The following is an 18,503-nucleotide window of genomic DNA, read 5'->3' as shown; positions in this document are numbered from 1 at the left end:
CCGGGCGGGGGACAGGTCACACCCGCTCCGGCGGCGGCGTGGGACCCGGGGCCCCGCCCCGGACCGTGTGAGAGTGTCCGGGTGATCGCGGAACTGACTCTCGGCCGGTTGGCCCCCGACGACGACCGCGCTGCACCCCGCACCTGGGTGGTCGCCCTGGCCGCCGCCGTGCGGGCGCTGTCGGTCGGCCTGTCCGTGGTCCTGCTCGCCTGTGGCCTCACCCTGATCCTGTGGGCGTCCGCGCCCGACTCGACCGCGGACGCGGCCAACGCCGTCCAGGCCGGGGTGGTGGCCTTCGCGGCCGCCCACCTGGTGCCGGTCACCCTCGGCGGGGTCACCGTGTCGATCAGTCCGCTGCTGGTCTCCGGGGCCGTGCTGGGTCTGCTGTCCGCCGTCACCCGGCGGGCCCGGCTGCGCCCGGTGGGCCGCACCCAGGAGGTCGTCGCGGTGCTGAGCACCGCCGCGGTCTACGGGCTCTTCGTCAGCGTGGTGGCCCGTTCGTTCGCCCCTGCGGGCAGCGTCCCGCCCACCGCCGTGCTCACCGCCGGTGCGATGGCGCTGGTCGCCGCCGCCTGGGGCACGGCCGCCCCGGGCAGCGCCCTGCGTGGGTGGTGGGCCGGAACGCCGCTGTGGCTCCGGCTCGGTGCGCGGGCCGGCACCGCCGCCGCGCTGGCCCTGCTCGCCGCGGGCGCCCTGGCCGTCGTGGCCGGGTTGATCCTGTCGTTCTCCTCGGTCGCCGCCCTGACCGGTCTGGTCGCCCCCGGCGTCGGCGCCGGGCTCGGCCTGACCGTGCTGCAACTCCTGCTCGTCCCCAACGCTGCCGTCGCCGGGACCGGGTACGTCACCGGCGTGGGCTTCCAGATCGGACAGGGCGACTACACCCCGTTCGGTTCGACCGTGGTCGACCTGCCCGCGGTGCCGCTGTTCGCCGCGGCCCCCGAGGGGGTGGCCGCGTCCGTGGCCGGTCTGGTCTGGCTCGTCGTCCCGGTCGCCGTGGCCGTGCTCGTCGGCTGGTGGGTGGCCCAGCGGACCCGCCTGGTGGCCGACCGTTTCCTGGCCGTGGGCACCGCGGCGGTGGTGGCCGGTGTCGCCCTCTGCGTCCTGGCCCTGGTCGCCCGCGGCGGCGTGCAGGGCGGTCCGATCGCAGCCACCGGAGCACCGGCCGCACTCCTGGGCGGGGTGGTCGTCGCCGGTGTCGCCGTCGTGGGCGGGCTGACCGTCCTCGCCCAGTTCGCCACCGCGCTCCGCGCGCCCCGGCCGGCGGCGCCGGTCACCTCGACGCCGCGGCGGCGTGCGGCCGCGGCCCCTGCCACCGCCGCCGGCGCTGCCTCGTCCGGTGACGGGGGTGACGGCCGCCCGACGGACGGCAACACGCCGACCGCCGTCGCCGGGGAGGATGCCTCCTCGGATCAGGCTGCGTCGGTGGCGGACGAGGACACCGCGGAACCCGAGAGCCCCGAGAGCCCCGAGAGCACCGAGGGCACGGACCGCACCGACGGCACCGGCCCGGCCGCCGACGGCACCGCCACCGAGGCCGCGCAGGACGCCTCGGACAGCCCGGCCCGATCGGGCGACAGGGAGGCCGGTGACACTGACGAGCCCGACGCCGACCCGGCGGTCGCCGAGGCCGAGGCCGAGGACACCGACCCCGCCCGGGCCGCGGACGCCGACGCCGATCCTGCCGACGCCGATGCTGTCGACGTTGCGCCCTCACCCGGCGACCAGGCGGACGGCGCTCCGCGGGACGGCCGGTCCCACAGCTGATCGCCGACCCGGCGCAGGGACTGCGGCACGAGGCCGCCGGGCCCGCCGGGTGGCGACCGGCCGCAGGAGGCCCGCCGGACCCGGGGCCGACCGCCGCGGCCCAGCCGTCTAGCCTGGGATCGCCCGACCGAGACCGGTCCGCCCGGGCCCGGTCACCACAGGCGAACGCCCCGACCGCCGGCCCCGACCTCCCGGAGGAACGCCGTGCCCCCCACGACCGACCCGGCCGGAGTCGCATCCCCCGCCGGTGGTCCGCCCCGCAAGGTGGTCGTGCTGGCCTCCGGTTCGGGCACCCTGCTGCAGGCCCTGCTCGACGATCCCGCCCCCAAGCCGTACGAGATCGTCGCCGTCGGGACCGATCTGGACGACTGCGTGGCCCTGGACCGGGCGCGGGCGGCCGGGATCGCGACCTTCTCGTGCCGGGTGCGTGACCATGCCGACCGGGCGGCGTGGAACGACGCGCTGGCCACCGCGATCGAGGCGCACGGCGCTGATCTGGTGGTGCTGGCGGGGTTCATGAAACTGGTCGGCCCGGGCTTCCTGCGGCGCTTCGAGCACCGGGTGATCAACGCGCACCCCTCCCTGCTGCCCGCCTTCCCGGGCATGCGCGCCCCGGCCGATGCCCTCGCCCACGGGGTGCGGGTGACCGGATGCACCGTCTTCCTGGTCGACGCCGGGGTGGACGCGGGCCCGATCGTGGACCAGCGCGCGGTCCCGGTCGCGCCGGACGACGACGTGACGACCCTGCACGAACGGATCAAGGTCGCCGAACGGGACCTGTTGGTGGACGTGGTGACCGCGTTGACCCGGGCCCCCTACTCGGTGACCGGACGAAAGGTGATTCTGCGATGAGCTCAGCGACCCCGACCGAGCCGGCCCCGGGCACTCCGGACCCCGCCGAGCGGCGGCCGGTCCGCCGGGCCCTGCTGTCCGTCACCGACAAGTCGGGGTTGGTCGAGCTGGGATCGGCGCTGGTCGAGTCCGGTGTCGAGCTGGTGTCGACCGGCAACTCGGCCCGCACGCTGGCCGACGCCGGGCTGCCCGTCACCCGCGTCGAGGACGTCACCGGGTTCGCGGAGTGCCTGGACGGTCGGGTGAAGACCCTGCACCCCGCCATCCACGGCGGCCTGTTGGCCGATCTGCGCAAGGAGTCGCACCGCGCGCAGCTCGAGGAGCTGGGCATCGCACCGTTCGACCTGGTCGTGGTCAACCTCTACCCGTTCCGGGAGACGGTGGCCTCCGGCGCCTCGGTGGACGAATCGGTGGAGCAGATCGACATCGGCGGCCCGGCCATGATCCGGGCCTCGGCCAAGAACCACCCGTCGGTCGCCGTGGTGGTCGACCCGGCCGCGTACCCGACGGTGGCGCAGACCGTGCGGGACGGCGGGTTCACCCTGGCCGAGCGCACCGTCCTGGCCGCCGCCGCCTTCGCCCACACCGCGTCCTACGACGTCGCCGTGGCGTCGTGGATGAACTCGGTGGTGTCGCCGGCGGGGGTCGGCTTCCCGGCCTGGACCGGCTCGACCTGGGAACACGCCGCCGATCTGCGGTACGGGGAGAACCCGCACCAGGCCGCCGCGCTGTACCGCCACTGGCGTCCGGGCCTGGCCTCGGCGGAGCAGCTGCACGGCAAGGAGATGAGCTACAACAACTACGTCGACGCGGACGCCGCCTGGCGCGCGGCCACCGACTTCACCGATCCGGCGGTGGCGATCATCAAGCACGCCAACCCCTGTGGCCTCGCGGTGGTGACCGGGGGCGCGGACGCCGACGTCGCGCTGGCCCACCGGCGCGCGCACGCCTGCGACCCGGTCTCCGCCTTCGGCGGTGTCATCGCGGTCAACCGTCCGGTGACGGCCGAGATGGCCGAGCAGGTCGCCGAGATCTTCACCGAGGTGCTGCTCGCGCCCGGGTTCGAGGACGCGGCCGTGGCCGTGTTGACCCGGAAGAAGAACATCCGGCTGCTGGTGATGCCGGCCGACACCCAGGCCGACCCGGTGGAGTTCCGGGCGATCTCCGGAGGCGTCCTCGTCCAGTCGCGGGACCGGATGGACGCGCCGGGCGACCTGGCCGGCGCCTGGACCCTGGCCTGCGGGCAGCCCGTGGACGAGGCGACCCTGGCCGATCTGGACTTCGCCTGGCGCGCCTGCCGCGCGGTGAAGTCCAACGCGATCCTGCTCGCCCGCGACGGCGCCAGCGTGGGGATCGGCATGGGCCAGGTCAACCGGGTCGATTCGGCCCGGCTCGCCGTGGAACGCGCCGGGGACCGGGCCCGCGGCTCGGTCGCCGCGTCCGACGCGTTCTTCCCGTTCGCCGACGGGCTGGAGATCCTGCTGGCCGCGGGGGTCCGCGCGGTGGTGCAGCCGGGCGGTTCGGTGCGTGACGCCGAGGTGATCGCCGCGGCCGAGGCGGCCGGGGTGAGCATGTACCTCACCGGCGCCCGCCACTTCTTCCACTGAGCCGGAGGGGCCGTGGCGCTGCAGCTGACCGAGAGCGAGTACGTCGACGACGACTTCGCCGACGTCGACCTGTCCGGGCAGGAGATCGAGGGGATCACCTTCACCGGCTGTGACTTCACCGACGCCTCGCTCGCCGGGGTGCGGACGCGGCGGGCGGTCTTCACCGGTTGCGTGTTCACCGGCGCCGAGCTGTACGGCAGCGTCCATCGCAGTACGGCGTTCACCGCGTGCACGTTCCTGCGGACGTCCTGGCACGGTGCCGACCTGCAGGGCTGCCGGCTGACCGGGTCCTCGTTCTCGGACTGCCGGATGCGGCCGATGGTCATCCGGGACAGCGATCTCACCCTGGTCTCGCTGGGCAACGCCCGGCTGGCCGGGGTCGACCTGTCCGGGCTGCGGATGCGGGAGGCCAACCTGGTCGGGGCCGCGCTGACCGGGTGCGACCTGCGTGGCGCCGATCTGACCGGGGCCCGTACGGGCGGCGCCGACCTCTCCGGGTGTGATCTGCGCGGCGCCCGGATCGACGCGGCCACCTGGGTGGACGCCAAGCTGGTGGGCGCGACGGTCGAGGTCGACCAGGCCGTGCTGTACGCGGCCGCGCACGGGCTGACCCTCGCCGACCCGGCCTGACCCGGCGGCGTCGGCACGCTCCGGGCCGCACCGATCAGCCCGGCCCGGCCCGGTCCGCGTGGCAGGATGCGTGATCGTGACCTCTCCCGCCGGTGCCGTCGTGATGGACGGCAAGGCCACCCTGGCTGCGATCAAGATCGAGCTCGCCGAGCGGGTCCGGGCGCTGGCCGCCCGCGGCATCGTCCCGGGGCTGGGCACCGTGCTGGTCGGCGACGACCCGGGCAGCCGCTGGTACGTCGCGGCCAAGCACCGGGACTGCGCCGAGATCGGCATCCGCAGCATCGCCCGCGAGCTGCCTGCCGGCACGAGCCAGGGCGAGGTCGAGGCCGTCGTCGACGAGCTGAACGCCGATCCGGAGTGCACCGCGTTCCTCGTGCAGCAGCCCACCGGTCTGGACGAGTTCGCGATCCTGTCCCGGGTGGACCCGGACAAGGACGTCGACGGCCTGCACCCGGTCAACCTCGGATCGCTGGTCCTGGGCCGGGCCGCCCCGCTGCCGTGCACCCCGATGGGCATCATCGAGCTGCTCCGCCGGTACGAGGTGCCCATCGCCGGGGCGCAGGCGGTGGTCATCGGGCGCGGCCTGACGGTGGGCCGCCCGCTCGGGTTGCTGCTCACCCGCCGCAGCGAGAACGCCACCGTCACGCTCTGCCACACCGGCACCCGCGACCTGGCCGAGCACGTCCGGCGGGCGGACATCGTCGTCGCGGCCGCCGGCGTGCCCGGCCTGATCACCGCCGACATGGTCAAGCCCGGCGCCGCGGTGCTGGACGTCGGGGTCAGCCGGGTGGACGGGAAGATCGCCGGTGACGTGTCGCGGGCCGGCGAGCAGGACGTGGCCCGGGTGGCCGGTTTCCTCGCGCCCAACCCCGGCGGGGTGGGTCCGATGACCCGCGCGATGCTGCTGGGCAATGTGGTGGCGGCGGCCGAACGGCAGCGGTGATGGATGCCCGCCGACGTCGCGCGGTCCCGATCGCCCTGGTGCTGCTCGTCGTGCTGGTCGCCCTCGTGCTCATCGCCACCGCGCACTGGCGCCGCGGCGCGTTCGTCCTCGGCGGAGCGGCCGCGACGGCCATGGTGCTCCGCCTCGTGCTGTCGACGGACGCGGCCGGGGTCCTGGCGGTGCGCGGCCGGTGGTTCGACGTCTCGTTCTACCTGGGCTGCGCCGCTCTGCTCATCGTGCTGGCCGACGGCACCGTCTGAGCGGTCGTCCGGCCCGGTTCACCGGGCCCCGGCCCGCCCCGCGTGCGGCAGGCGCAGGCGCAGGCGGGTCAGCACGGCGGCCAGGGTCTGTGCCTCGATGTCGCTGAGGTGGTCGGTGAACGCGCCCTCGACGGCCGGGATGTGCCGGGCCGCGGCCCGCCGCAGGGCGGCCCGTCCGGCCCGGGTCGCCGACACCACCACCCCGCGGCCGTCGTGGGGGTCGGCGTTGCGCTCCACCAGCCCGTCCGCGGCCATCCGGTCGATGCGGCGGGACAGCCCGGGCTGGGAGATGACCAGGCGCTCGCCCAGATCCCGCAGGCGCAGCCCGTGCCGGGCGGCCTGCAACTGGACCAGCACGTCGTACCGCCCCCAGGACAACTCGTCCGCCCGTTCCAGGTCCTCGGAGAGGGCCACGACCACGGCGGCGTGGAACTCCAGCAACGCCTCCCAGGCCCGGGCCCGGTCGCCGGAGTAGCTGCCGGACGGCGCGGGCGCGGGGGTGGTCCCGGTCGGCTCGCTGCGGGGCTGTGGCTGCGACGCCCGCGTCGGCGATCCGGCTGCGTCGGGCGTCCCGACCGCCGCGAGGTCCGCCGTCAGCACGGCGCCGACGCCGGTCACGACGGCGGTGATGCCCCCCGGGGCGGCCCCGTCGACCCGGTCCGCGCCCGTCGTCCCGGCCGCGGCCGGGTACCCCTGATCCTGCTGTGCCGCCATGCTCCAGGCCCCCGCCCCGACCCGCCCCCGACCGGGCTGTGAGCAGAACGGTACGGTGCCCGCAGGGTTCCCGCAGCCGTGACGTACGCGCCAGCAGTACGCTCGTACTGCTCAATGTCGACCAGAGGAGTTCTGCAGGTATGGCCAAGATCCCCGTGACCGGCACGGTCGTCGAGCTCGACGGCGACGAGATGACCCGCATCATCTGGCAGTTCATCAAGGAGAAGTTGATCCTGCCGTACCTGGACGTCAACCTCGAGTACTACGACCTGGGCATCGAGAACCGCGACGCCACCGACGACCAGGTCACCGTGGACGCCGCCAACGCCATCAAGAAGCACGGCGTCGGCGTCAAGTGCGCCACCATCACCCCCGACGAGGCCCGCGTCGAGGAGTTCGGCCTGAAGAAGATGTGGCGGTCGCCCAACGGCACCATCCGCAACATCCTCGGCGGCGTGATCTTCCGCGAGCCGATCATCATCTCGAACATCCCGCGCCTGGTCCCCGGCTGGACGAAGCCGATCATCGTGGGTCGTCACGCCTACGGCGACCAGTACCGCGCCACCGACTTCCGTTTCCCGAGCGCCGGCACCCTCAAGGTGGTCTTCACGCCCGAGGACGGCTCCGAGCCGATCGAGCGCGAGGTCTTCCAGGCCCCGAGCGCCGGCATCTCGCTGTCGATGTACAACCTCGACGACTCCATCCGGGACTTCGCGCGCGCCTCGCTGAACTACGGCCTGGCCCGCAACTACCCGGTGTACCTGTCGACCAAGAACACGATCCTCAAGGTGTACGACGGCCGCTTCAAGGACATCTTCCAGGAGGTGTTCGACGCGGAGTTCGCGGAGAAGTTCGCTGCGGCCGGCATCACCTACGAGCACCGCCTGATCGACGACATGGTCGCCGCCTCCCTCAAGTGGGAGGGCGGGTACGTCTGGGCGTGCAAGAACTACGACGGCGACGTCCAGTCCGACACCGTGGCCCAGGGCTTCGGGTCGCTCGGCCTGATGACCTCCGTGCTGTTCACCCCGGACGGGTCCGTCGTCGAGGCCGAGGCCGCGCACGGCACGGTGACCCGGCACTACCGGCAGCACCAGGCCGGCAAGCCGACCTCGACCAACCCGATCGCCTCGATCTACGCGTGGACCGGTGGCCTCAAGCACCGCGGCACGCTGGACAACACCCCGGACGTGGTCGCCTTCGCCGAGACGCTGGAGAAGGTCATCATCTCCACCGTGGAGAGCGGCAAGATGACCAAGGACCTCGCCGCGTTGATCGGCAAGGACCAGCCCTGGCTGACCACCGAGGACTTCCTGGCCGCGCTGGACGAGAACCTGGCCGCCGAGCTCGCCTCCTGATCCACCTGCTCGCGCGCCGACGGGCGCCGCACCTCCGCACCCGGGGGAGCGGCGCCCGTCGGCGTCTGTGTGCCTGGTGCGTCCCCACCCCGTCCCGACCCCTGGAGTGCTCGCGTGCTGCGCGTCATCAGTCACAACGTCAACGGCATCCGCGCCGCCGTCCGCCGCGGTCTGCTGGAGCGGATCGTCGCGCTGGACCCGGACGTGCTGTGCCTGCAGGAGGTGCGGGCCCGGGAGGTCGACCTGCCGGCGGAGTTCCTCGACCTGATCGCCCGGACCGGCCGCGTGCTCAGCTACGCACCGGGGGACCGGGCCGGCCGCAACGGGGTCGCCGTGGTGACCCGCGAGCAGCCGACCGCGGTACGCGAGGGCCTGGCCGGCGGTGCGGGGGAGTTCGACGCGCACGGGCGTTATCTCGAGGTGGACCTCCCCGGGCTGACCGTCGCGTCGTTGTACCTGCCCAAGGGAGCCAGGGACGGGGAGCTGCTGGAGACCAAGCTGCGCTTCACCGCGGCCCTGTCCGACGCGGTGTGGCGGGCCCGTCTCCGGGACGGAGCGGCGCGAGAGTTCCTGCTGTGCGGAGACTTCAACATCGCCCAGGACGAGAACGACATCCGGGCCTGGCGGACCAACCTGCGTTCGCCGGGATTCCTGCCGGTGGAACGATCCTGGCTGGGCAGCCTGAGCCGGGAGCAGGGACTGGTCGATCTGGTCCGGGCGCACCACGGCGCCGTCCCCGGCCCGTACAGCTGGTGGTCGTGGCGGGGCAAGGCCTTCGACAACGACGCCGGCTGGCGCATCGACCACCAGCTCGCCACCGCCGGCCTGGCCGCGCGGATGGTGTCCGCCACGGTGGACCGGGAGAGCAGCTACGCGGCCCGCATCTCCGACCACGCCGCGGTGATCGCGGACTTCGACGACCCGTCCTGACCGGTCCCGCCCGGTCATCCGGACGATCTTGCGCAATCTCCACCATGGAGGTAGGTTTTGGCCAGGTCATGAGATCCAGCGACAGCCCCGGCTTGCTGGACGGCAACCCCCTGACGCGGTGGGGTGCTCCGGGTGAGGACCAGGCGACACGATGGCGCGGCGAGCAGTCCTGACGTCAACGCTGTGTGGCAAGCGCGGCTCCTCGGGGAGCCCTGAGCAGGTGGGTGGTCGACGTGGGACGCAACGAGATCGGTGTGCACGGCGCGTTCGTCGCGCTGACCGGTGGTCGACGGACCCATTTCTGCCGGACCGTGGTCTTCCAGCGGACGGCCAGCGCGCTCTGTCCGTGCCGACTGCGCTGACCCTTCTGAACGTGCCCGCTGCCCGCTGCGGCCGCTGACTCCGGCGCCCTTCGGGCGGGCACCTCTCCGCTGCCCCTGACCCGGCCGCTGCCGTCCGACCGACGTCCGTCCGTCGTCCGACCGTGGTCGGTCCACCGCACCCTGAGGACCCATGTCGCTGCTGTCCGCTGATCTCCCCTCCGCCGATCCGTCCGCCGACCTCCGGGCCGGGGCGTCCGCGCCGTCCGCTCCTGCATCCCCCGCCCCGGTGGCCGCCGGCCGGGTGGACGTCCACCAGCACCTGTGGCCCGCCGAGCTCGTCGACGCCCTCCGGGCCCGCACCACGACCCCGCGGCTCGACGGGTGGACGCTGCTGCTGGACGGCGAGCCGCCCTACCCGGTCGACCCCGCCGATCACGATCCCGTCCGTCGCCGCGCCCTCGACCCCGGGCGGGTGGTGCTCGGCCTGTCCAGTCCGCTGGGCATCGAGGACCTGCCGCCGGCGCAGGCGGTCCCGCTGTTGACCGCCTGGCACGACGGGGCCGCCGCGCTCGCCCCGGACTTCCTGGCCTGGGCGTCCGTCCCCCACGGCGCGCCGGACCTCGACGAGCTGCGCCGGCGGCTGGACCAGGGGTTCGTCGGTCTGCAGCTCGCCGCCACCCAGCTCACCGCGCCGACGGACGTCGAACGCTGGGCGCCGGTCCTGCAGGTCTGCCAGGACGCCGACCGCCCCGTGTTCGTCCACCCCGGCCCGGTGCGCCGGCCCGACGGTGGGTCCGCGGCGGACCTGCCGGCCTGGTGGGCCGCAGTCGTCGACTACCCGGCGCAGATGTCCGCGGCGTGGTGGGCGTGGCAGGCCGTCGGGCGCTCCCTGTTGCCCACCCTGCGGATCGGCTTCGCCGCCGGGGCCGGGCTGGCACCGCTGCAGGCCGAACGCTTCGCCGCCCGCGGCGGCCGTGGCCTCGTCGTCGACCCGTCGACCTTCGTCGACACCGCCTCCTACGGCCGCCAGGCCCTGGACGGCCTGACCCGCGTGCTCGGCATCGACCCGTTGGTGCTGGGCAGCGATCGCCCCTACTCCGGCCCCACCGACGCCGATCTCGGTGACGCGGCGACCCATGCCGTCCGCGTCGACAACCCCCGCCGATTCCTGGAAGGAACCGCACGATGACCGCTCTGGACGACCGTCCCGTCACCGTCACCGCCCCGGGCAGCACCGCCCCGGCCGCGGGCACCGCCATCCCGGCCCGTGCCGCCCACGACCTGACCGAGGTGGCCGACGGGGCCCGCATCACCCTGGACACCCTGCCCGGTCGGGATCTCGACCCGACCGAGTTGGCGGAGCTGGCCGCTGGCCTGGCCGCCGACCCGGCCCGCTGGCAGGACCACGTCGCGTTCGACCCCGAGCACCGGCACTACGTGTCGGTGCACCGGGATCTGCACGTCGACGTCTGGGTCATCTGCTGGCTGCCGCAGAACGACACCGGCTGGCACGACCACGACATCTCCTCCGGGGCGGTCGCCGTGGCGCAGGGCGCCCTCACCGAGCACAACCTGGCCCTGGGCAGCGACGGGGTGAGGACGGCGGTGCCCGCGGGCAAGGTCTTCGCCTTCGGCCCCGACCACATCCACCGGCTCACCGGTCGGGACGCCGGCAGTGTGTCCGTGCACGCCTACTCCCCGCCGCTCTGGCGGATGGGGCAGTACTCGGTCGGTCCCGGCGGCACGCTGCACCGCCGCTCGATGTCCTACGCCGACGAGCTGCGCCCTGTCCCGGGCAGCGAGCTTCCCGCGGGTTCCTGACCCCGGCGGGTGGGTGACAGGATCGGGCCATGTCCGATGCTGCCGCCCCCACCCCGTCCGTCGAGCCCGGCCGCCGCCCGCGTGTTCTCTCCGGCATCCAGCCGACCGCCGACTCGTTCCACGTCGGCAACTACCTGGGCGCGTTGCGGCAGTGGGTCGATCTGCAGGCCACGCACGAGGCCTTCTACTCCATCGTCGACCTGCACGCGATCACCGTCGAGCACGACCCGGAGCTGTTGCGCCGCCGCACCCGCATCGCCGCCGCGCAGCTGCTCGCGCTGGGCATCGACCCGGAACGCTCGACGCTGTTCGTCCAGTCGCAGGTGCCCGCGCACACCCAGCTGTCCTGGGTGCTGGAGTGCCTCACCGGGTTCGGCGAGGCCAGCCGGATGACCCAGTTCAAGGACAAGTCGGTCAAGGGCGGGGCGGACCGGTCCAGTGTCGGCCTGTTCACCTACCCGATCCTGCAGGCCGCGGACATCCTGGCCTATCGGGCCGATCTCGTGCCGGTGGGGGAGGACCAGCGCCAGCACCTGGAGCTCAGCCGGACCCTGGCCGGGCGGTTCAACGGCCGCTTCGGCCCCACCCTGACGGTGCCGTCGCCGCACATCCTGAAGGAGACGGCCAAGGTCTACGACCTGACGGACCCCTCGGCCAAGATGAGCAAGTCCTCGCCCGGCGGAGCGCTCGACCTGCTCGCGGACGTCAAGGGATCGGTGAAGAAGATCCGGTCGGCCGTCACCGACACCGGTCGGGACGTCGTCTTCGACCCGGAGAACAAGCCCGGCGTCTCGAACCTGCTGTCCCTGCTCTCGGTGTTCTCCGGGACCCCGGTCCCCGCCCTGCAGGCGTCCTTCGAGGGCCGTGGCTACGGCGACCTGAAGAAGGAACTGGGGGAGGCGTTCGCCGCCTTCGTCACCCCGCTGCAGGCCTCGGTGAAGGAGTACCTGGACGACCCGGCCGAACTGGACGCCCTGTTGACCGTCGGCGCCGGCCGGGCCCGCGAGGTGGCCGATGCGACAGTGTCGGACGTCTATGAGAAAGTCGGGCTGCTCCTGCGATGAGACGTGCCGGGCCCCTCGGTCCGGCGGTGATTCGACAGCGGTCCGATCCATCACGGCGGCACACTGGACGCAGTCCGGCGGGTGCGCATCAGGAGGCAGCATGGCGACCATCACGCAGCGGCGGAAGGGTTTCGACCCGTCCCCCAAGGCGAAGGCGATCCGCAAGGGCAAGCGTTTCGCGTCCCGGGAGGGCGTCAAGCACCTGCTGCGGATGAACGAGCGGTTCGGCGAGCGCCTGGGCAACCAGTTCGCGGCCGCGCTGACCTACCTGTCGTTCCTGGCGCTGATCCCCATCCTCATGGTGCTGTTCGCGGTGGCCGGGTTCGTGCTGGCGAACAACGCGAGCCTGCTGGACCAGTTGCGCCAGGGCATCGCCGACCAGATCCCCAGCGCGTCGCTGGCCGAGACGATCAACGAGGTGCTGACGACCGCGATCGACCAGCGGGTGTCCGTCGGCATCGTCGGTCTGCTGATCGCCCTGTACTCGGGTATCGGGTGGATGACCAATCTCCGGCTGGCCCTCGAGGCGGTCTGGCGGCCCACCTTCGAGAAGAGCGAGGACGACAAGCCCGACAACATCGTGCTGATGACGGTCAAGGACCTGGGCCGGCTCGTCGGTCTCGGGCTCGCGCTGGCCGTCACCGTCGCTCTCACGACGATCGGGACGGCGGTGCAGACCCAGGTGCTGAAGTGGTTGGGCCTGGACGACTGGACCTGGCTGGCCCCGGTGCTCAGCATCATCACCATCCTGGTGGCCATGGCCGCGGACGTGCTGATCTTCCTGTGGGTCTACAAGACCCTCCCGGGGAAGCGCTACCAGGTCACCCGCACGGCGCTGGTCCGCGGGGCCATTGCCGCGGCGGTGCTCTTCGAGATCCTCAAGGCGGTGCTCAGTCTCATCCTGCAGTCCTCCAGCGGCTCGGCCAGTTGGGCGGCGTTCGGTCCGATCATCGGTCTGCTCCTGTTCTTCAACCTGGTGGCCCGGATGGTCCTGATGGTCGGCGCCTGGATCGCCACCGCACCCGGCGGACCGGAGGCGGACGTCGACGACCACGAGGTCCCGGAGGCGCGCGTGCTGGTCCGACCGAGCATCACCGGCCCCCGGGTGGCGGGCTTCCTCGGAGCCGGGGCGGTGGCCGGTTGGGGCGCCGCCCGGCGCCGCCGGTCATGACTCCCGTCGGGCGGTCGGAGACCGGGTCCGTGGAGACCGGGTCGGCGGTGAGCGGCGACCAGCCGGCCGTGGCGGTCGAACTCGACCACCTGGTGCTGGCCACGCCGACGCTGTCGGCCACGGTGGAGGACTTCCACGCCCGGACCGGGGTCCGGCCGTCGCCCGGTGGGCGGCACCTGGGTGTCGGCACCCGCAACTACCTGGTCGGTCTGGGCGCCGGCCACTACCTGGAGATCGTCGGCCCGGATGAGGAACGGGCCACCGACCGGCCCGGGGTCATGCCCTTCGGGATCGACGACCTCGTCGCACCCCGGCTGGCCACCTGGTCGGTCCGGCAGGCCGATCTCGACCTGGCCACCCGGGCCGCCCTCTCCGCGGGTGCGGATCTCGGGCCGGTGCGGTCGATGACCCGGCGCGCCAACGACGGCTCCGTCGTGCAGTGGCGCGTCGCCTACCCGGTGCCCGCCCCGTTCGACGGAGTCGTCCCGTTCGTCATCGACTGGGGCACGTCGCTGCATCCCGCCTCGACCGAGCTGCCCGAGGTGAGCCTGGTCGAGGTGCGGGGCAGTCACCCCCAGGCCGCCGCCGTGCGCCGGGTGCTGGACGCCCTCGGCGTCGGGCTGCGGCTGAACCAGGGCCCGGCCGGCCTCGAGGCCGATCTGCAGACCCCGCGGGGCCTGGTCACCCTCCGCTGACCGATCCGCTCCAGGAACCGGGCGGGCGGGTCCGGGGCGGGGCGGCTCCGGCTTCAGCGGAGCAGGAGGACGGCCACCCGGCGGGTCAGTCGCCGCCGCCCCCACCACCGCCGTCGCCCCCGCCGCCACCGCTGTCCCCAGTCCCGCCTGCGTCCGAGCCGCCCCCGCCGCCGTCCGAGGTGCCGCCGCTGTCGGCCGGTCCACCGCCCGGCCCGTCCGGGTTCTGGTCGTGACCGCGGTGTCCGCCGGGATCGGCGCCGCCCCCGCCGTCGCCGGCGGACGCGGCGGTGCCGTCACCGGGCCGTCGGGAGCGTCGGTGGGCCAGCCACCAGATGAGTGCGCCGAGGAGCAGCAGCACCACGCCCAGGATGATGACCACGCGCAGCGCGCCGGCGGTCGACGGTGAGGAGTCCGCGCTGCTCCGGGCGTCGGTGGGTTCCGTACCCGTCACGGTCTGGGTCGCGGCCGCACCGGCACTCTTGGAGTCGTCCGCCGCCGTCGGCGACGCCGTCGTCGCGGGTGGCGCGGTGCTGGGCGTCGTCGGCGCCGCGGTGGCCTCGGCCGCCGAGTTCACCAGCACCCCGACGGGCGGCACGGTGGTGGGCAGGGCGAAGCCCCAGTCGAGCAGCGACGCGGCCTGCATCCACTGGCGGCGGGGTTGCTGGGTCCCGGCCAGCATGGTGACGACGAGCCGGCGGCCGTCCCGCTCGGCCATGCCCACGAACGTGTTGCCGGCGTCGTCGGTGAAGCCGGTCTTGCCCCCCAGTGCACCCGGGTACTGCAGGGTCAGCTGGTTGTCGTTGGCGGCGATGTACCCCTCGCCCCCGGCGGCTGGGACGCGGACGTCGACGCTGGACACGATCTCGGGGAACGGGGGAGTGGCCATGTCGGCGCGGGCGAACAGGGCCAGGTCGTAGGCGGAGACCGACTGCCCGGCCCCGTCCAACCCGGACACGGTGGCCGCCCGGGTGTCCAGGGCGCCCAACGCGGCGGCGGTGGCGTTCATGTCGGCGATGGTCTTGTCGAATCCGCCGTTGGCCCGGGCCAGCGCATTGGCCGCGTCGTTGCCGGAGATGATCACCAGATAGGTCATCAGCTGCCGGACGGTGTACTGCCCACCGGGCTCGATGCCCACCCGGGTGCCGTCCTGCGCGGTGTCGGTGACGGTGCCCTCGACGACCTGGTCGAGGTTCGTCAGGTTCCGCAGCATCACCTGGGCGGTGAGCAGCTTGAGCGTGCTGGCCGGTCGGTACCGCCCATGGGGGTCCTTCGCCGCCAGTACCTGCCCGGTGTCCAGATCGGCGATCAGCCACGCCTGGGCGGTGATGTCGGTGGGCAGGGCGGGCGCATCGGCGGGCAGGACGGAGCCACAGCCGCCGAGGGCCTCACCGCCGACCGGGCGGGCCGGTACGGGCAGCGGGTCGGGCGCGGTGACCCCGGGCGGCAGATCCTCCGACGTGTCCACCGGCGGGGCGGGACGTTCCCGGCGCGCGCAGTCGTCCGAGGACGGGGTGGGCACGACCACGCTGGGCGGGACGAACGGATCGGTGTTCGGGACGGCGGCCCCGGCCGGCACGGCGGAGCCGAGCACCAGGGCCGAACCGAGCAGCAGGGTCGCGGCCGGCGTCCACCACCCCCGCCGGATCCGGGCGGACGGGGCGGGGTGGGACCTGCGCGGATTCATCGCCGCCGACTCTAACGGCCGGGCCCGCCCGCCCCCGTGAGCCCACTCCGGGCCCGGCCGGGCAACCCGATCGCGACTGCCGACCCCGGATGCACCACCGCCCCGCGCACGCGGCGGGGCGGTGGAGGTCGGAGACCGTGGATCAGACGCGCCGGAACATCAGCGCGCGCTTGACCTCCTGGATCGCCTTGGTGACCTGGATGCCGCGGGGGCAGACCTCGGTGCAGTTGAAGGTGGTCCGGCAACGCCAGACCCCTTCGGCGTCGGAGAGGATCTCCAACCGTTCCTGGGCCGCGTCGTCCCGGGAGTCGAAGATGAACCGGTGGGCGTTGACGATGGCCGCCGGCCCCACGTAGGCGTCCTCGGACCAGTACACCGGGCACGAGGTCGTGCACGCCGCACAGAGGATGCACTTGGTGGTGTCGTCGTAGCGGGCGCGGTCCTCGGGGGACTGGATCCGCTCGCGGGTCGGCTCGTTCCCGTGGGTGACCAGGAAGGGCTGCACGGCCCGGTAGGCCTTGAAGAACGGCTCCATGTCGACGATGAGGTCCTTGAGCAGTGGCAGGCCCTTGATGGGCTCGACGGTGACCTCGTTCTTCTTGTCCCCGAGCAGGTCCTTGACCAGCACCTTGCAGCACAGCCGGTTGCGGCCGTTGATCCGCATGGCGTCCGACCCGCACACGCCGTGGGCGCAGGAGCGCCGGAAGGTGAGACTGCCGTCCACGTAGCCCTTGATGTAGTGCAGGACGTTGAGCAAGCGGTCGGCCGGCAGGGCCGGGACGCGGTAGGTCTCCATGTGCGGGACGTCGTCGACCTCGGGGTCGAAGCGCTGGATGTTCACCGTCAGCATCACCGAACCCTCCGGGATGGACGTGCTGCTGTCCTCCCGGTCGATCATGCCTTCGGTGCTGTCGACCATCTCGGTGGTGCTCATCAGTACTTGCGCTCCATGGGCTGGTAACGGGTCTGCACGACCGGCTTGTAGTCGAGGCGGATCTCCGCACCCTCCCGGTAGGCCATCGTGTGGCGCATCCAGTTGGTGTCGTCCCGGTTGGGGTAGTCCTCCCGGGAGTGCCCGCCGCGCGACTCCGTGCGGACCAGGGCCCCGACGACCAGCACCTCGGCCAGGTCGAGCAGGAAGCCCAGTTCGACTGCCTCGAGCAGGTCGGTGTTGTACCGCAGGCCCTTGTCCTGCACCGAGACGTTCGCGTAGCGCTCCTTGAGCAGCTTCACGTCGTCCAGGGCCTCCTTGAGGGTGGCCTCCGTGCGGAACACCGCGGCGTTGATGTCCATGGTGTTCTGCAGGATGGTGCGCAGCTCGGCCACCCGCTCGGTGCCGGTGGAGTTGCGGATGCTCTCGATCATGAACACCGTCTTGGCGGCCGGATCGGCCGGGTCGTCGGCGATGACCGTCTCCGCGTCGGCGGCGTAGGCGGCCGCGGCCAGCCCGGCCCGGCGACCGAACACGTTGATGTCCAGCAGGGAGTTGGTGCCCAGCCGGTTGGAGCCGTGCACCGACACGCAGGCGCACTCGCCGGCCGCGTACAGCCCGTGCACGACGTCGGTGTTGTTGGCCAACACCTGCCCGTCGATGGTGGTGGGGATGCCGCCCATGACGTAGTGGCACGTGGGGAAGACGGGGACCGGCTCCTCCAGCGGCTCGACACCCAGGTAGGTGCGGGAGAACTCCGCGATGTCCGGGAGCTTGGTCTCCAGCACCTCCTTGCCGAGGTGGGTGACGTCCAGCAGCACGTAGTCCTTGTTCGGACCGGCACCGCGGCCCTCGCGGACCTCCTGGACCATCGACCGGGCGACGATGTCGCGGGGCGCGAGGTCCTTGATGGTCGGCGCGTACCGTTCCATGAAGCGCTCGCCGTCGGCGTTGCGCAGGATGCCGCCCTCGCCGCGGACGGCCTCGGAGATGAGGATGCCCAACCCGGCGAGGCCTGTCGGGTGGAACTGGAAGAACTCCATGTCCTCCAGCGGCAGCCCGTTGCGCAGCACGATCCCCATGCCGTCGCCGGTCAGGGTGTGCGCGTTGGACGTGGTCTTGAAGATCTTGCCGGCGCCACCGGTGGCCAGCACGATCGACTTGGCCGAGAAGACGTGGATCTCGCCGGTGGCCAGCTCGTAGGCCACCGCCCCGGTGCAGACCTTGCCGTCGGGGCCGTCGGTCAGCATCAGGTCGAGCACGTAGAACTCGTTGAAGAACTCGATGCCCAGCTTGACGCAGTTCTGGTAGAGCGTCTGCAGGATCATGTGCCCGGTGCGGTCGGCCGCGTAGCAGGCCCGGCGGACGGCGGCCTCGCCGTGGTTGCGGGTGTGCCCGCCGAAGCGGCGCTGGTCGATGCGACCCTCGGGCGTCCGGTTGAACGGCAGGCCCATCTTCTCCAGGTCGAGCACCGCGTCGATGGCCTCGCGGCACATCACCTCGGCGGCGTCCTGGTCGACCAGGTAGTCACCGCCCTTGACGGTGTCGAAGGTGTGCCACTCCCAGTTGTCGTCCTCGACGTTGGCCAGGGCCGCGCACATGCCGCCCTGGGCCGCGCCGGTGTGCGACCGGGTCGGGTACAGCTTGGTCAGCACGGCGGTGCGGGCGCGGGGACCGGACTCGATGGCCGCCCGCATCCCGGCTCCGCCGGCGCCGACGATCAGGACGTCGTAACGATGGAATTGCATGGCGCTCC

18 protein-coding genes and 1 riboswitch are annotated in these 18,503 nt (G+C 73.0%); of the genes, 14 read left to right on the top strand and 4 right to left on the bottom strand.

The annotated features are described in order from the left end of the window. Positions 1-81 precede the first annotated feature (81 nt). The 6 genes from J2S58_RS07020 (at position 82) to J2S58_RS06995 (ending at position 6,056) form a co-directional block, all read left to right on the top strand. On the top strand, positions 82-1,764 hold the full coding sequence (locus J2S58_RS07020; RefSeq protein ID WP_205255997.1) for a cell division protein PerM: 1,683 nt from the start codon (positions 82-84) through the stop codon (positions 1,762-1,764). Positions 1,765-1,968: 204 nt separating this feature from the next. After that, positions 1,969-2,616 carry a phosphoribosylglycinamide formyltransferase gene (purN, locus tag J2S58_RS07015; protein WP_205255998.1) on the top strand — a complete coding sequence of 216 codons (648 nt, stop codon included), beginning with the start codon at positions 1,969-1,971 and terminating at the stop codon, positions 2,614-2,616. Next, positions 2,613-4,223 (top strand): bifunctional phosphoribosylaminoimidazolecarboxamide formyltransferase/IMP cyclohydrolase, encoded by a 1,611-nt coding sequence (gene purH / locus J2S58_RS07010; protein ID WP_205255999.1) that lies wholly within the window; start codon positions 2,613-2,615, stop codon positions 4,221-4,223. Before purN ends, purH begins: the two co-directional genes overlap by 4 nt. 12 nt (positions 4,224-4,235) lie before the next feature. Next, positions 4,236-4,853 (top strand): pentapeptide repeat-containing protein, encoded by a 618-nt coding sequence (locus tag J2S58_RS07005; protein WP_205256000.1) that lies wholly within the window; start codon positions 4,236-4,238, stop codon positions 4,851-4,853. 103 nt (positions 4,854-4,956) lie between these two features. After that, positions 4,957-5,796, top strand: a complete 840-nt coding sequence (locus tag J2S58_RS07000; RefSeq protein ID WP_205256098.1) for a bifunctional methylenetetrahydrofolate dehydrogenase/methenyltetrahydrofolate cyclohydrolase — start codon at positions 4,957-4,959, stop codon at positions 5,794-5,796. Beyond that, a complete protein-coding gene (locus tag J2S58_RS06995; protein WP_205256001.1) occupies positions 5,796-6,056 on the top strand; it encodes a DUF3017 domain-containing protein in 261 nt (86 codons plus the stop codon). The genes J2S58_RS07000 and J2S58_RS06995 overlap by 1 nt, the downstream gene beginning before the upstream one ends. A gap of 18 nt (positions 6,057-6,074) precedes the next feature. Here J2S58_RS06995 and J2S58_RS06990 read toward each other — a convergent pair whose 3' ends face one another. Next, positions 6,075-6,770 (bottom strand): MarR family winged helix-turn-helix transcriptional regulator, encoded by a 696-nt coding sequence (locus J2S58_RS06990; protein WP_205256002.1) that lies wholly within the window; start codon positions 6,768-6,770, stop codon positions 6,075-6,077. 140 nt (positions 6,771-6,910) lie between these two features. On the opposite strand from J2S58_RS06990, the gene J2S58_RS06985 reads away from it, so the two are divergent. From J2S58_RS06985 to J2S58_RS06950, 8 genes are all read left to right on the top strand, one after another. Further along, the gene (locus tag J2S58_RS06985; protein WP_205256003.1) at positions 6,911-8,128 is read left to right on the top strand and encodes an NADP-dependent isocitrate dehydrogenase; all 1,218 of its coding nucleotides are present in this window, start codon (positions 6,911-6,913) and stop codon (positions 8,126-8,128) included. Between the two features lie 114 nt (positions 8,129-8,242). Then, positions 8,243-9,058 (top strand): exodeoxyribonuclease III, encoded by an 816-nt coding sequence (locus J2S58_RS06980; RefSeq protein ID WP_205256004.1) that lies wholly within the window; start codon positions 8,243-8,245, stop codon positions 9,056-9,058. Positions 9,059-9,122: 64 nt separating this feature from the next. Continuing rightward, a riboswitch (SAM riboswitch) is annotated at positions 9,123-9,259 on the top strand. A 32-nt stretch (positions 9,260-9,291) separates the two neighbouring features. Then, the gene (locus J2S58_RS06975) at positions 9,292-9,420 is read left to right on the top strand and encodes a hypothetical protein (protein WP_275889280.1); all 129 of its coding nucleotides are present in this window, start codon (positions 9,292-9,294) and stop codon (positions 9,418-9,420) included. Positions 9,421-9,571: 151 nt separating this feature from the next. Beyond that, positions 9,572-10,570: an amidohydrolase family protein gene (locus tag J2S58_RS06970; RefSeq protein ID WP_205256005.1), complete on the top strand. Its 999-nt coding sequence runs from the start codon at positions 9,572-9,574 to the stop codon at positions 10,568-10,570. Continuing rightward, the gene (locus J2S58_RS06965) at positions 10,567-11,202 is read left to right on the top strand and encodes a cysteine dioxygenase (protein ID WP_205256006.1); all 636 of its coding nucleotides are present in this window, start codon (positions 10,567-10,569) and stop codon (positions 11,200-11,202) included. The genes J2S58_RS06970 and J2S58_RS06965 overlap by 4 nt, the downstream gene beginning before the upstream one ends. Before the next feature lie 29 nt (positions 11,203-11,231). Continuing rightward, positions 11,232-12,266, top strand: coding sequence for a tryptophan--tRNA ligase (trpS, locus tag J2S58_RS06960; protein ID WP_205256007.1), 1,035 nt, complete (start codon positions 11,232-11,234; stop codon positions 12,264-12,266). A gap of 100 nt (positions 12,267-12,366) precedes the next feature. Then, complete coding sequence (gene yhjD, locus J2S58_RS06955) at positions 12,367-13,437, top strand: inner membrane protein YhjD (RefSeq protein ID WP_205256008.1); 1,071 nt, start codon at positions 12,367-12,369, stop codon at positions 13,435-13,437. A gap of 47 nt (positions 13,438-13,484) precedes the next feature. Then, positions 13,485-14,132 (top strand): VOC family protein, encoded by a 648-nt coding sequence (locus J2S58_RS06950; protein WP_205256009.1) that lies wholly within the window; start codon positions 13,485-13,487, stop codon positions 14,130-14,132. A gap of 85 nt (positions 14,133-14,217) precedes the next feature. Here the strand turns inward: J2S58_RS06950 and J2S58_RS06945 are convergent, their stop codons facing one another. The 3 genes from J2S58_RS06945 to sdhA form a co-directional block, all read right to left on the bottom strand. Beyond that, on the bottom strand, positions 14,218-15,816 hold the full coding sequence (locus tag J2S58_RS06945; protein ID WP_205256010.1) for a D-alanyl-D-alanine carboxypeptidase family protein: 1,599 nt from the start codon (positions 15,814-15,816) through the stop codon (positions 14,218-14,220). 142 nt (positions 15,817-15,958) lie between these two features. After that, complete coding sequence (locus J2S58_RS06940; protein WP_344470023.1) at positions 15,959-16,714, bottom strand: succinate dehydrogenase iron-sulfur subunit; 756 nt, start codon at positions 16,712-16,714, stop codon at positions 15,959-15,961. A 35-nt stretch (positions 16,715-16,749) separates the two neighbouring features. Continuing rightward, entirely contained in the window at positions 16,750-18,444 is a 1,695-nt protein-coding gene (gene sdhA, locus J2S58_RS06935; RefSeq protein WP_370881858.1) for a succinate dehydrogenase flavoprotein subunit, read from the bottom strand. Between the last annotated feature and the right edge of the window lie 59 nt (positions 18,445-18,503).

The sequence above is a fragment of the Nakamurella flavida genome, from assembly GCF_030811475.1.
Taxonomy (GTDB): domain Bacteria; phylum Actinomycetota; class Actinomycetes; order Mycobacteriales; family Nakamurellaceae; genus Nakamurella; species Nakamurella flavida.
This window is presented reverse-complemented; position numbering and strand designations above follow the sequence as displayed.

Bases quoted from the DNA above. Each gene is read 5' to 3' on its own strand.
- J2S58_RS06995 (WP_205256001.1), top strand. From the start codon at position 5,796: ATGGATGCCCGCCGACGTCGCGCGGTCCCGATCGCCCTGGTGCTGCTC.
- J2S58_RS06965 (WP_205256006.1), top strand. From the start codon at position 10,567: ATGACCGCTCTGGACGACCGTCCCGTCACCGTCACCGCCCCGGGCAGC.
- J2S58_RS06990 (WP_205256002.1), bottom strand. From the start codon at position 6,770: ATGGCGGCACAGCAGGATCAGGGGTACCCGGCCGCGGCCGGGACGACG.
- J2S58_RS06985 (WP_205256003.1), top strand. From the start codon at position 6,911: ATGGCCAAGATCCCCGTGACCGGCACGGTCGTCGAGCTCGACGGCGAC.
- J2S58_RS06940 (WP_344470023.1), bottom strand. From the start codon at position 16,714: ATGATCGACCGGGAGGACAGCAGCACGTCCATCCCGGAGGGTTCGGTG.
- J2S58_RS06970 (WP_205256005.1), top strand. From the start codon at position 9,572: ATGTCGCTGCTGTCCGCTGATCTCCCCTCCGCCGATCCGTCCGCCGAC.
- J2S58_RS07000 (WP_205256098.1), top strand. From the start codon at position 4,957: ATGGACGGCAAGGCCACCCTGGCTGCGATCAAGATCGAGCTCGCCGAG.
- J2S58_RS06945 (WP_205256010.1), bottom strand. From the start codon at position 15,816: ATGAATCCGCGCAGGTCCCACCCCGCCCCGTCCGCCCGGATCCGGCGG.
- trpS (WP_205256007.1), top strand. From the start codon at position 11,232: ATGTCCGATGCTGCCGCCCCCACCCCGTCCGTCGAGCCCGGCCGCCGC.
- yhjD (WP_205256008.1), top strand. From the start codon at position 12,367: ATGGCGACCATCACGCAGCGGCGGAAGGGTTTCGACCCGTCCCCCAAG.
- sdhA (WP_370881858.1), bottom strand. From the start codon at position 18,444: ATGCGGGCGGCCATCGAGTCCGGTCCCCGCGCCCGCACCGCCGTGCTG.
- purH (WP_205255999.1), top strand. From the start codon at position 2,613: ATGAGCTCAGCGACCCCGACCGAGCCGGCCCCGGGCACTCCGGACCCC.